9 protein-coding genes are annotated in these 13,389 nt (G+C 48.6%); 5 read left to right on the forward strand and 4 right to left on the reverse strand.

The annotated features are described in order from the left end of the window. The first annotated feature begins 22 nt into the window (after positions 1-22). A complete protein-coding gene (locus tag NZ043_RS06810; RefSeq protein ID WP_124116580.1) occupies positions 23-571 on the forward strand; it encodes a GNAT family protein in 549 nt (182 codons plus the stop codon). A gap of 118 nt (positions 572-689) precedes the next feature. Here the strand turns inward: NZ043_RS06810 and NZ043_RS06815 are convergent, their stop codons facing one another. Beyond that, positions 690-1,478: an SDR family oxidoreductase gene (locus NZ043_RS06815; RefSeq protein WP_091036164.1), complete on the reverse strand. Its 789-nt coding sequence runs from the start codon at positions 1,476-1,478 to the stop codon at positions 690-692. Positions 1,479-1,504: 26 nt separating this feature from the next. Beyond that, entirely contained in the window at positions 1,505-2,005 is a 501-nt protein-coding gene (locus NZ043_RS06820; protein ID WP_249912701.1) for a GNAT family N-acetyltransferase, read from the reverse strand. Between the two features lie 262 nt (positions 2,006-2,267). On the opposite strand from NZ043_RS06820, the gene NZ043_RS06825 reads away from it, so the two are divergent. Next, positions 2,268-3,467 (forward strand): methyltransferase domain-containing protein, encoded by a 1,200-nt coding sequence (locus tag NZ043_RS06825; protein WP_339311130.1) that lies wholly within the window; start codon positions 2,268-2,270, stop codon positions 3,465-3,467. Positions 3,468-3,549: 82 nt separating this feature from the next. On the opposite strand, the gene NZ043_RS06830 is transcribed toward NZ043_RS06825, so the two are convergent. Next, the gene (locus NZ043_RS06830) at positions 3,550-6,942 is read right to left on the reverse strand and encodes a cellobiose phosphorylase (protein ID WP_339311132.1); all 3,393 of its coding nucleotides are present in this window, start codon (positions 6,940-6,942) and stop codon (positions 3,550-3,552) included. Between the two features lie 162 nt (positions 6,943-7,104). After that, positions 7,105-8,094 (reverse strand): LacI family DNA-binding transcriptional regulator, encoded by a 990-nt coding sequence (locus NZ043_RS06835; protein ID WP_339311133.1) that lies wholly within the window; start codon positions 8,092-8,094, stop codon positions 7,105-7,107. Between the two features lie 528 nt (positions 8,095-8,622). On the opposite strand from NZ043_RS06835, the gene NZ043_RS06840 reads away from it, so the two are divergent. The 3 genes from NZ043_RS06840 to NZ043_RS06850 all read left to right on the forward strand — a co-directional run bounded on the left by NZ043_RS06840 (position 8,623) and on the right by NZ043_RS06850 (position 13,352). Further along, positions 8,623-10,260, forward strand: a complete 1,638-nt coding sequence (locus tag NZ043_RS06840) for an AraC family transcriptional regulator (protein ID WP_339311135.1) — start codon at positions 8,623-8,625, stop codon at positions 10,258-10,260. 110 nt (positions 10,261-10,370) lie between these two features. After that, positions 10,371-11,399 carry an ABC transporter substrate-binding protein gene (locus NZ043_RS06845; protein ID WP_339311136.1) on the forward strand — a complete coding sequence of 343 codons (1,029 nt, stop codon included), beginning with the start codon at positions 10,371-10,373 and terminating at the stop codon, positions 11,397-11,399. Between the two features lie 240 nt (positions 11,400-11,639). After that, on the forward strand, positions 11,640-13,352 hold the full coding sequence (locus NZ043_RS06850; protein ID WP_339311138.1) for an ABC transporter ATP-binding protein: 1,713 nt from the start codon (positions 11,640-11,642) through the stop codon (positions 13,350-13,352). The last annotated feature ends 37 nt before the right edge of the window (positions 13,353-13,389 follow it).

The raw sequence follows: 13,389 nt of genomic DNA on the forward strand, positions 1-13,389 counted from the left end.
ATAAAGAAAGAAGGTTGCATTCATGTTTACCTATTCATTGGATGAATATACCGAACTCCGGCCACTGGCCATGGAACATACCAAACCGCTGTTTGAACTGACGGATCGCTCGCGGGATCAATTGAGACATTGGTTGCCGTGGGTGGATCATGTGACAGAAGTGGAACACACCTCAAACTTCATTACTAACGCATTAAAACAAGGTGCTGAAAATGGCGGCTTCACCGCCGGCGTATGGTTAAAAGGCGATCTCGCAGGCGTCATCGGATTCCACGAAATTAACTGGACCAACCGCTCGGTAAGCATCGGATATTGGCTTGGAAAAGGTTTTGAGGGTCAGGGCTTGATGACAAGTGCTTGTCGCGTTCTGGTTGATTATGCACTAGTCACACTGGATCTAAATCGCGTCGAGATTCGCTCGGCAACAAACAACAAACGGAGTCGTGCTATCCCAGAAAGACTCGGATTTGTTCTCGAAGGTGTCATTCGCCAGGCAGAGAAGTTGCCTAAAGGTTACGTGAACCATGCAGTATACGGCATGCTTCAGCATGAATGGGAACTCTTGCGCTAATTCGCTTACATAATGAATCGGGAGTGATCTCTCCCAACATAATAGATCAACACGAATACCCTCGATCTCCACGTATTGTGGTGACAGAGGGTATTTATGTTATTGTATTCAATGACTTTTATAGGGCTCGGACCATGCCACCATCCACGATCAATGAGGTTCCGGTAATGTACGTATTGGCCCCGGATAACAGGAACACCACCGCTTTGGCAAACTCCTCTGGTTGACCATAACGGCCCAGTGGAATCTCCTTGCGGAACTGTTCAGAGACTTCGTCCTCACTGACTCCGTTCTGCTCTGCCCGTGCTGCATCCAGCTCACGAATGCGGTCTGTTGCAATACGACCTGGCGCCACCGTGTTGATCAAAATTCCGTATGGAGCCAGCTCTTGAGACAAGGTCTTCGCCAATCCAAACACGCCGGTACGGAACGTGTTGGACAGCACCAGACCCGGAATGGGCTGCTTCACCGAAGTTGAAGCGATATTCACAATGTGTCCTCCGCTTTCTTTCATATAAGGAAGAGCAGCGCGAATCAGCCTTACATAACTGAGTACATTTAATTCAAATGCACGCTCCCAATCTTCATCCGTCAGTGACTCAAATGAACCCGATGGCGGGCCACCCGAATTGTTCACCAGAATATCAATCTGCCCAAACAGCTCCGCTGTCTTGTGAATCAGAGCCTCAATATCTTCCTTGCGTGTCACATCGGTTGCACAATATTCCACACGTCCACCACCACCAAGTGCCAGAAGCTCCTGCTTCACTGCTGCGAGCTTTTCTTCGCTCCGGCTGGCAAGCATGACGTCAGCACCTTCTGCTGCCAATTGAGCGGCTACCGCTTTGCCCAGCCCGCGACTGGAAGCCAACACCAGCGCTTTTTTACCTTGAAGTCCCATGTCCATCGTTGTTCCTCCTCCTCAGCTAGTTTCTATTTGGTCTGGATAAAATAACCCATAAGAATATCGTCCACATACTTGCCGCCGATATAAAACTCAGACACCAACCTGCCTTCCGTCACAAATCCACACTGTGTATAAAACGTAATCGCTCCCGGATTGCTGGAAAGTACGCGCAGCCTGAGCTTGCGAACGCCTTGTTGGGCTGCATGCTGCTTGATGGCATCCATCAAAGCTGTAGCAATGCCACAACGCCGATCATGAGGGTGAACTGCAATATGAATCTCGTAGACATGACGATTGACCGGCATACCTGTGGCTGGCTGAAAGCCCACATAACCACATACCCGCTCTCCCTGCACCGCAATCAATTGACTGCCTGGCGGGCAATGCTGCAGATATTGCTGTCTGGAGCGCCAATGCATCGGTGCAGGAGAGGTGTATTTGTCCCATACCAGGGCATCCAACCCCATTAGCTGGGCTGCATCTTTAATCTCCGATGGACGAATCGTAAATGTATGGCTGGTAAGCATAATAATTCAACCTTTCGTGCTATAGTCGACAACGCTGTACGTTACAACGTCGGGAGATTTAAGAAAGTTAAGAAATTTATGAAACTTTAGAAATACGTTGTTCGTTTGCTTCATTGTTTACATATGTTCGTTCTATATATTGTAGCATAGCCTCAGCTTTGACTAAAATTCCGCTCGGTCTTGAACCTTTTAGCAAAATGAGAAAAACACTTAACCTTGCCGTAACGTCATGGTTTATACTGGTCCGATAAGGAGGGGATGCATGATGAATATCAAAGAGGCAGCAAGCAGGCTTGGTATATCGGCAAGAGCCATTCGTTTTTATGAAGAAAAAGGATTAATTCTCCCCGCCAAACAGTCCAGTAACGGGTATCGTACCTATACCGAGAATGATATCTGGCGGCTTCAGACCATTGCTGCGCTGCGTGAGATTGGCATGTCCCTACAGGATATAACACACGCGCTCGGAGAGATTGATCAAGGGAATCAGCAACGGCTGGAAGAATATCTGGAGCTGCAACAGGCCGTCATGTATGCCCAGTGGATTGAGTTGAAACGTATGATGGATACAACCCAGCGCATGATTGACCTGAATCGTCAGGACGGTCCGCTGGATGTCAGCCATCTACACGATCTCGCGGACAGTGCCCGTCGCCTGCGCGAAGCCCGGCAGAACTGGCATGATCGGTGGAATTATGACACGCAGGCAGCCATCCATGATCAACGAGTGCAGGCAGAAGGCAGAGTCAGTACTGAACACCCCAGCATAGAGGGCAGGCATCATTCAGCCACCCCCTCGCCTATAAGAGATGAGAATGAAGTTTCACATCCACACCAGGATGCAGATCATTCCGCGCCAAGCGATTCCAATGATACGGTACAGTCTTCCTTTTATCTGTATCACAACTATGAGGAAGCGCTCGAACAGACGGCTCAATGGATCTCTCCCGCCCTTGGTGAGAAAGGACTCGATATTGGTACAGGCACAGGTAATCTGGCTGGGAAACTGCTACAGCACGGCGCAGACATGACTGCAATCGACCAATCCCGGGAGATGCTGCGCAGATGTCGTATCAAATATCCCGAGATGCATGTAAAACTTGGGAATTTTCTGGCGCTGCCTTTTGCCGATCATTCCTTCGATTTTGTTGTATCCAGCTTTGCTTTCCATCATCTGAGTCCAGACCAGCAACTACTGGCCTTACAGGAGATGCAGCGGGTATTAACCTCGCGCGGACGTATCGGTCTAACCGATCTGATGTTTGTTGATGCGACTCACCGTGATTCCTATATTCGACAGGCAGAAACCACAGGACACGAGGAACAGCTGCGCGCCTTGCGCGAACGTCACTTCCCTCTACTCAGTGAGCTATGCGGCTGGTTGGAACAACAGGGCTACGTAACAAAGCATGTGCGGCATAATGAGCTGTTACATACGTTGCTGGCAGTTCCACTGCGGTAAGCAATCGTAAGAGCGTATGGCAAAAAGGCCATCCCGCCTTTGAATAAAGAAGGATGACCTTGGTGTACATCATGCTATGAGATTACATATAGATATCAACAACCGTACGCTCAGTTGCACTCCGTGCTTGTCTGAACTCATCAAGCGAGATGCTTACACCGCCCTGACGGTAACGGTTCGCTGTACGCTCGGTAGGAATGTCCTTGCCATTCACCGCTACACGGCTCACAGCACCTTCGTTCAAGTGATAGATAAACGTCACCGGCTCACCTGCATATTCAAATTCGAATTGCATGCCGTTCAGCTCAGCTGGCAATACCGGGTCAATGACCAGATCGCCGCCCTCTTGACGAATGCCAAGTGCATTGGAGATCAGCTGGTTCATGTAGATTCCAGGGCCGCTGGAGTAGATTCTCCATCCGCCTTTCACCTGTACAGTACCTTTACGAAGCTGGTCAAAATGCTCCTGTGCCTCGTAACGTGTATTAAACTTGCCGTCCGAACTACTGAAGTATGAGTTCGCTTGGCGAATCTCTGCGTTAGGTACAACCTCGCCGATACCAACCGGGTTGATCATCGCGAGACCATTCCACACCTGATCTGTCTTACCTAGCTTCGCCATCGCTTCTACGTAACGGATATGAGCGTGTACATATTGCAACCCAATTTCCCGACCGAAGTTGGATGCTTGCTCTGCACGTTTGAAGTGTGTGCTTACTCCGCCAGCATACTGAGCCGGACGATTCATCAGACGCACGCCATCCGGGCACAGGAACTGTTCACGGATCAATGCGTAATGAGACTCTGCTTGCTCCGCATTCAGCAACTCACCAATCATGCTGCGCGTCATTGGCAACAGGCGATATTGAATGCCTGTCTCTGTATCCGTTGGATGAAGCATCAGCTTCGCTTGGTCCGCTTCTTCCATGTATACAAAGCCTGGAATCACATCTGTGCCCAGCATGTAACGGTTAAAGTCCTCACGAATGCCTTGAGCCAGCACATCAAGCTCCTGTGCAAAGTCCGCATCCTTGAATTTCAGCGCTTGCGAGAGCACATTCACGGACTGATACGTCAATGCCACCGTCCAACTGCTCACCATGTATTGCTTCAGCTGTGCATTGGCTGGTTGGAGCGTATCATCCCAGTCGCCATCTCCGTAGGAAGACAGGAACGTATCATGCAGGAAGTGCGAACGAATATATTCAATCTCTTTTTTCGCGTGATCCAGTACCGTTGCCGTCTCTTCCGTGAACCCGAAGCTATGTTTAACGGTATAAGGTACTTTCTCGTCCAGGATTGCATAGTCGCGAGTCGCTGTCAGGTAATCCGCCAGCACTTTCAACGGCCATACGATGATGTCGCCATGACTCTCTTCCTGTTGAATCGCAAAGTATTTATCAAACATGAACCATTGCGGCCAGTTGCCATCATCTTCATATTGGTGTGTATAAACCATTTTGATGATATCGCGAACTTGCTCATATTTTTGCGTTGCCATAAAGTACTCCACCGGACCTTGGCATACATCCCGTGTACCCCAAGCCGCGCCGCCGTACTGCTCCAAACCATGAGGCACGGAGTAGTGAACCAGCATGTTGTGGGTGTACCACCAAGCCAGCGCGTTTACTTTGAACAGATCCTCTGCACTCTGACCTTCTCCACGGGACAAACGGAACCCGTTCATCACACCTGCGAAGAACTCGCGGTATGCCTGTACTTCCTCTTCAAAAGTAAGGCTTGAACCTGCTACCACTCCGCTATCCGCTTGACCTTCCAATACCCCCTGTACCTTCAGCGTCCATTCAGCACTCGCTTCCAGACTAAGGGTAACCAGTGATGCGGAACCACTGCGGATACCACTTGCCAGCAACGTTTCGTCACCTACATTTACAGTCGCGCCATCCACCGACATACGGTATTGCAGATCCGGATACGTTCCAGCACTAATCGCTTGTGGATCAGCCTTGAAGATCAATGTATCGCCGTCCTGCGTCATATGCAGTGGATACTCGTATTCATTCACATTCATCGTAATCTGGTTTGTTACCAGGTAACGGTATGCCGCGCCACTTGTGGAGCGTACGTTCATGCTTACTTCCGTAGTATGTGCGCCTGTGTAATTGGTCACGATGATCGTATCGGATGCCGTTTTGTAGATCCAACGTACATAGTTAAAGCCAATTTCGAACAGGGAAGGCATCGTCAGCAGACGATATTGTCCGTCCATTTCCACATAAATGCGTTGTCCCGCCGTTTTCGGCACGTTTAATGCATTGCGGGCATTACTGATCATTTTATTAAAATTGGTGTTACCAATAACGAGTTGTGAGTTGAAAATACCGTACATATACGATGTTGTCGTAATAACCTGTGCTCCAAGTTGCACGTTGCCACCACTCATCAGAATGTGACCGTGCGGACGCTCTACGAGCAATTCTTTTGCTTTCAGAACGATATGTTCATAGCTGCCTGTGAAGAAGGATAACAGTTCCTCACCGCTATGCTCTTCCTGATGACGATCAGGGAACAGATCATGAATCTCATCTTGCGTCAGATCAAGCGTAACCAGCGGTTCACCCAAGAAGGAGGATAGTTTTACCTGTTCCAACGTGTCACCATTTTCCACAGCCAGAGCCTGTACTTCATTCCATGCTGCGGTAACTTCATCTCCGAATTCCAGTGCAGAGATTCCTTCGGCATGATTAGGCTTCGCCAGTCCATAAAAGACCACCTGAGCTTCTCCGTTCAGATTCAGCAGTTCAGATTGCAATGCAGTGTAAGCAAATTCATACTGATACGTCTCATTCGCCAGCGTTGGGCGATTCAAGCTCTCTGGTTGATTCGTTTCCTTGTACGACAGACCGAAGAATTGGAATCCATCTGTGGAGTAACCGACTGCTTTCGTCAGGGAACCTTGTTGCATATAAGGAAATGCACCGCCCTGAGGCTGGTTTTGACGGGAACAAACGACATAACCTTTCGCTTCATCTTCAAACACCGTATGGTCAATGTATTGTGAAAGATAAGCTTCATTGCTGCGTACCGCACCTGGATCAGCAAGACCTACATCCTGTCCGTACACCACGTCTACGTTATGTTGTTGTCCTGTGAGCTTCACATCCCAGAACCATACACCTTGCGGTGTAGCCGTAAATACGACCTGATAGCCAATGCCTTGTTCGCTACCTTCCAGCTGGACTGTGCCCTCCCAGATCAACTGGTTGCTGGACTGTGCTTTGCTTGTAATCACCTTGCTGTTCGAACGTACACCGAGCAACGGGAACGAGCTGATATTCTCCCCCTCATGTACACGCAGGTACAGGTTGTTCAGAGATCCATCAATCTGGTTGCTGAGCAACTGGTTCAGCATGGTTGTACCGGATGTAGCCTGGTATAGGTCGCCACTGTTCAAAAAGGTAAAAGATAACTCTCCGGCACTTAAGCGGATAGGTTCATTAATCATCGTTGTCATAAGGTTCACTCCTTGAATTAGTTAAAATCGAAACGTTTCGATAATTTTGAAAAAGAATAGGGGCCTCTTCAAACCGGCTTTTTACAGCCCGTCCGGACGATAACCCCATCATTAAACTTTCACTTCCAGCATGCAGGCAGTTCTTTGTTGTTCAGACTCGGTCTAAAGCGAACGTACAGAGCTGCGCTCGATCATATTAATCGTTAACGTATATGAAGGGTCAACCGCTTCGCCATTGAGCATCTGGAATAACAGATGTCCGGCGAGCGACCCGGCTTCATGCTTCGGCTGGCGTATCGTTGTCAGCGGTGGATGCACATATTCGGACAACTGAATATCGTCAAAACCGATCACGGAAATATCATTCGGCACCGATATACCACGCTCTTCCAATGCTTTCAGGCCGCCAATCGCCATCTCATCGTTACCGTAAAATACCGCTGAGGGAAGCTCGCCCTGCATGATCATCATTTTGGTTGCACTGTATCCGCCCTCACGCACAAAGTTACCGTTCAGACGCCATTTGGACTTTTCTTCAAGTCCCGCTTCCCGCATCGCTCGCAGATACCCTTGGTAACGGAGCGCGTTGTCATACGAGTTGGATGGGCCACTGATATAAGCGATCTTCTGATGTCCTGCCTGAATCAGGTGGCGGGTTGCAAGGTAACCGCCCTGCTCTCCATCCACCAGCACGTTGACCAAATGGTCACTCGACAGCTGACGATCCATCACAATGATCGGAAAACGATGACCGGCAGATTCTACCAGAATATCATCATGAATGTTATGCGCCAGGATGATGGCTCCATCTACTCTTTTTTCACGCAAGAATCGCACTGCCGTTGAATCCCGTCCACCCATGGAGCTGCAAGCAATTAGGTCATACCCGTTCGCGAGGGCTACATCTTGTACACTACGGATCAACTCCGAGTAATACGGGCCCGACAGATCGGTCAGGATCAAAGCGATCGTGTTCGTCCGGCTCCGTTTCAGGTCCATGGCAAAGCCGTTCTTGCGGTAATTCAGTTCTCGTGCTGCCTCAAGCACTTTAGCCTTGGTCTTGGCACTAACCTTGCTATCCCCGCTCAGCGCATAGGAAGCAGTCGAGAGTGCTACACCTGCCAGCTTTGCCACATCCTTAATCGTTGCCATTCCACGTTCGCTCCTTCTAAACTAAAACAAATTCAAGGTTATCTACATTCTATACGATACATGGTTAGAACAACCACTAAATCCTTCATTATCGTTTATTAATCTTTGTACATATCATAGCTATGGATGTCAATCGAAACGTTTCGAGGTATTCTCAAAAAAAATCCTTGTTTCGATCCTTCCGGTACCACTGTTGAAGTACCTCATTCCAATCCGTACCATTAATGATGGTTATGACGCGTATTTCAATCTGACGCCCCCTGAACAGTTTGTGCCTAACACAATGAAACTGGCAGTAAACGTCAGATTGAAACGTTTCGACATTTTCATTATAGTCGGTGTTGATAGCGATTTCAACCACTTTATCTATTTTTCATAGAAAAAGTTGATTTGTTCAATCTGTCCATCCACGTCACTTCGTTTATAGTATATACTGCATAATAGTCGAGATCCGAGAATTACGCCAGTACACCAGGGGCATGAGACGAATAATGCCTCTGCTGACTTATGTAAGGAGACAGTTATCTAATGAATATTTCCAAGCCCATTTACCATAAAAAATCGCTGTCCCGTCCCATTTCCTTGCAGAAGATTCAGTCCGTACCTGTTGCCCTTTTCAAGCTGTGCCATCTGGTGCAGCTTCACGACCGCGAGGCATTCTCCCGCATAGATGAGATGTGGAGCACACTTCACGTACTATACGTCATTACTGCTGGCCAGGCCAGGCTGATTAGTGAAGAGGGTAAACTGACATTAAATGCAGGCTGTGCAGTCGTTCGGCAAGCTGGAAGCCTGCTTCAGCACGAGAACAAGCGCGGCACTCTGTCGCCAATACAGGGCATTGCTATTGCTTTTGATTTCACTGAAAATGAACAGCTATTCTGGCCGTTCGGGATACCAGCTCCCATTGCGAGTCGTACTCTCACTGATAGGGCACTAGAGCTGGTTCAAGCAAGTTCGAAGGGCCATGATTCCAGCCCATTCAGGCCACATATGCTTTTCTATGAGTTACTGGATATTTTGCGGGATCATGTGGCTCACTCTGCTCATGAAGATCACTCCTGGCTCGATGCCGTGCTCAGACATATCCATCAGATGTATACCCATCCGTTAAGCCGCGAACAATTGGCACGGGATGCAAATGTGAGCCCTGAGCATTTTTCACGGGAGTTCAAGAAACATACTGGTCTTACGTTTGTTGAATATGTAACTCGTCTCAGAATCAGAATGGCTCAAGAACATCTGTTGTTCGCGAACCCTACACTACAGGAGATTGCACAACTGACAGGCTACAGGGACACTTTCTATCTGAGCCGCAAATTCAAACAGATGGTTGGATCGGCACCAACACACTACCGGAAAATGCCCAAAAAGATTGTATCTTTGACTTACAATTATACAGCCTCACTTCTGGCATTGGGCCACACTCCCCACATGGGTGCCGTCGCCAGCTGGATGGAAGAAAAACGTGGTGAACATGGTCATGAGCAATTTGAGCAACATTCCGAATACGAGCTGGTTAAACATACGGATCTGATTGCAAACGCTCAGCCCGATGTCATTGTCGGATATGCACCGCATCCCGCTTCCGATGAACTACGTCTGATCGCACCGACCATTCTGATGCCCTTTGAGGAACTCGATTGGCAGGAGCAGCTTCTTCATCTGGGCCGAATTACTGGGCTTGAGTCCAATGCACAGGAGTTGTTAGATCGATATCATCAACTTGAGCAAGAGGCCAATCATACGTTGGACCAACAGATGGAAGGAACTCGTGGTTCCGCCGTTTGCATGTTTATGATTGGAGAAGACGGCGCTTATATCTATGGTCATGGCTGGGGCAGAGCTTCTCATGTGCTGTATCAATCGCTGGGCTTCACTCCACCCTCACGTATGGAGCAGGATGGACAGTTACTCACGGGGTACGTTCATGTTCCGTTGTCCGAGATTCACTTGTATGCCGCAGATCACATGTTTGTCGCCTTCCCTGAGGAACCTGCCGAACGAGAAATGCTGGATAACCTGCTGAATCAGGAATCCTGGGGGACCCTCTCCGCCGTTCGTGAAGGACGTGTATACGAGATTGATGCCGACATGTTCTATGGATTTGATCCCTTGTCCGTTATGGAGCAGTTGCAGCATATCATGCTTCACCTCACATCATAATTGTCCATGCAGTAGTGATCATAGTTGTCCATGTACAAATATCACATCTTCCTCTATGTTATTAATGAGAATAATAATCATTATTGATTGTACATAGGGGGAACAAAAATATGTTTGCTGCAAAAAAACGCTTTTCCGGCTTGCTGCTTATGCTCGCCATCATTATGATTCTGGCTGCATGTAGCAGCGGAACAGGCTCAACCGCCACTGAACAGACATCGGCAGCGGGAACCGAAACGACAACAGCCTCTTCAGAGACGAACACAGACACGTCGTCCGGTTCAGACAATTCAAATGCTACACGGACCTACAAGTCATTAAGCGGAGATGTTGAAATTCCGGCTGAACCGAAACGAATCGTTACCGATATGTACGTAAGTGATCTGCTTGCACTGGGTGTGAAACCTGTTGGTGCTGTTCAATATTATTTGGAAAACCCGTTCTATGCGGATCAGGTGGCGGGCATAGAGAGTATCGGTGATCGGGCGGCAGTATCCATGGAGAAGGTTGTTGCCTTGAACCCGGATCTGATCATTACCTACTCTGATCAAGCCGAAGAGATTGAAAGTTATAAAAAAATCGCACCTACCGTGGTCATTCCGTATGGTACATTCACCAATGTGCATGACGAAATCCGGGGATTCGGAGAGCTGATGAACAAATCCGAAGCAGCCGAAGCTTGGCTGAAAACGTACGATGAACGGATTGAAGCCGCTCGCGCTAAGGTGAAAACAGTCATTAAACCGGAGGAAACCTTCTCCATCCTTGAGGTATCCGACAAGAGTTATTATGGATATGGAGACAATTTTGGTCGAGGAGGACAAGCGGTTTACCGTGCTTTGCAACTTGCCCCACTCGAAATCACCAAAAAAGAACTGATGGGTGATACCCAATGGAAAGAAATTTCGCGTGAAGTTGTTGGTGATTATGCAGGGGATCATATCTTCTTAACCGTTGGAGAGAACAATAAAAATTACCAAGGTGACTCCATCTGGCAATCCCTGCCGGCTGTAAAAAACAATCAGGTCTATGAGTTGCTGGAAGACCGTTACTGGTACTTCGACCCGATTGCGATTCAAGGTCAGGCTGAAGAATTCGCCGATATGATCGTAGAACGTGCAGAACAAAACCGTAAATAACACAAGGATGAATACAGGTGTCCGGATAGGCTAGGGCGCGTCTAAAAACTCCGAAGGAAGCAGATTTTGCCGAATTTTCGTTCCAAGCCAGGAAGTTTTCCGCAGGCGTGCCGGGGCACGTCAAGGGAAAGTGACGCAGCAGGGGGCGAAAAGGCGGTAAAAGATGCACTTCAGCGAGTTTTGAGACACGCCCTAATCAGCCTGCTCGGGCATTTGTGTCATATCGAGGAGGACTTACATATGCTTCGCCGTTTTATGTCTTATTATCGCCCTTACAAAAGGCTCTTTATATTGGACTTCTCCTGTGCCATCGCCGCCGCGCTGCTGGAGTTAGCCTTTCCACTCGCCGTTAACCGGGTGGTCGATCAACTGCTTCCGGCTGGCAATTGGTCCATGATCTTAGCAGCGTGTGTCGGGTTGCTCGGCATCTACCTGCTCAGTTCCTTTTTCCATTATGCAGTGACCTATTGGGGCCACAAGCTTGGCATTAACATCGAATCCGATATGCGGCGTGAACTGTTCCAGCGAGTACAGAAGCAGTCCTTCCGTTTCTTCGATAACAATAAGACAGGACATCTGGTCTCCCGCATGACCAACGATCTGATGGATATTGGTGAGATCGCACATCACGGACCCGAGGACTTATTTATCGCCTTTATGACACTGGCCGGAGCTTTCGGGATTATGCTGGGGATCAACTGGCAGCTCGCTGTGATGACGTTCATCATCGTTCCGCTGATGATCTACCTGTCACTGTATTTCAGTCGCAAAATGTCCAAGGCGTTCAAGCGCATGTTTGCGGATATCGCCGATTATAATGCACGGGTAGAGAACAATGTGAGCGGCATCCGTGTGGTACAAGCTTTTGCCAATGAAAAGCATGAAGTAGGACGTTTCGTTGAGAACAACGAACGTTTCAGACTCACCAAATTGATCACCTACCGCATTATGGCCTGGAACTCTTCACTCAGTTTTATCCTGATGAAATTTGTATCGCTGTTTGTACTGGTATGTGGAACCTGGTTTGTCATTCAAGGCAGTATGACATACGGAGAATTCATCGCTTTTGTGATGCTGTCCAATGTATTCCTGGGACCGATCGAGAAGATTAACTCTGTCATCGAGACGTATCCCAAAGGCATCGCCGGATTTAGACGTTACCTGGAGCTGCTTGAAGCTGTACCGGATGTAGAAGATACCCCACATGCGAAGCCAATTCCGGATGTGAAAGGCGATATTGCCTTCCACAACGTTACTTTTTCTTATGGAGAACACAAACCTACGCTGTCTCAGGTTAATCTGGATATTCAGGCAGGCCAGACGGTTGCTCTGGTTGGACCTTCGGGCGGAGGTAAAACGACGTTATGCAGCCTGATCCCACGCTTCTATGATGTCGATGCGGGACATATCTCCATCGATGGCATTCCGGTGAAGGACATGACACTGGAATCACTGCGCTCCCATATCGGGATTGTGCAGCAGGATATTTTCCTGTTTGATGGAACGATTCGCGAAAATATTGCATACGGCAAACTGAATGCTTCCGATGAGGAAATCTGGCAAGCCATTCGCCGGGCCCAACTGGAAGAGCTGGTACAGTCCCAGCCAGATGGACTTGATACCATGATCGGTGAACGTGGCGTGAAGTTGTCCGGCGGACAGAAGCAACGTTTGTCCATCGCAAGAATGATCCTGAAAAACCCGCCAATTCTCATTCTGGATGAAGCTACCTCCGCACTCGATACCGAGACGGAAGCTGCCATTCAACTGGCGTTGTCCGAGCTGGCCCAAGGACGTACGACATTGGTGATCGCCCATCGTCTGGCGACGATCAGACACGCCGATCGTATCGTAGTGGTGGAGAACGGCAGCGTAGCCGAACAAGGAAGTCATGAAGAACTACTCGCGCGTAAAGGCTCATACAGCCGACTGCATCAAGCCCAGTTTGGTTAAAGGTTCGCTTAAATGCTATAAGTTCAGTTCAATATAT

Source organism: Paenibacillus sp. FSL k6-2145 (assembly GCF_037976585.1).
In the GTDB taxonomy this organism is placed as follows: Bacteria; Bacillota; Bacilli; order Paenibacillales; family Paenibacillaceae; genus Paenibacillus.

Coding starts and splice junctions, on each gene's coding strand:
- NZ043_RS06820 (WP_249912701.1), bottom strand. CDS start 2,005: ATGCTTACCAGCCATACATTTACGATTCGTCCATCGGAGATTAAAGAT.
- NZ043_RS06835 (WP_339311133.1), bottom strand. CDS start 8,094: ATGGCAACGATTAAGGATGTGGCAAAGCTGGCAGGTGTAGCACTCTCG.
- NZ043_RS06825 (WP_339311130.1), top strand. CDS start 2,268: ATGATGAATATCAAAGAGGCAGCAAGCAGGCTTGGTATATCGGCAAGA.
- NZ043_RS06850 (WP_339311138.1), top strand. CDS start 11,640: ATGCTTCGCCGTTTTATGTCTTATTATCGCCCTTACAAAAGGCTCTTT.
- NZ043_RS06815 (WP_091036164.1), bottom strand. CDS start 1,478: ATGGACATGGGACTTCAAGGTAAAAAAGCGCTGGTGTTGGCTTCCAGT.
- NZ043_RS06830 (WP_339311132.1), bottom strand. CDS start 6,942: ATGACAACGATGATTAATGAACCTATCCGCTTAAGTGCCGGAGAGTTA.
- NZ043_RS06810 (WP_124116580.1), top strand. CDS start 23: ATGTTTACCTATTCATTGGATGAATATACCGAACTCCGGCCACTGGCC.
- NZ043_RS06840 (WP_339311135.1), top strand. CDS start 8,623: ATGAATATTTCCAAGCCCATTTACCATAAAAAATCGCTGTCCCGTCCC.
- NZ043_RS06845 (WP_339311136.1), top strand. CDS start 10,371: ATGTTTGCTGCAAAAAAACGCTTTTCCGGCTTGCTGCTTATGCTCGCC.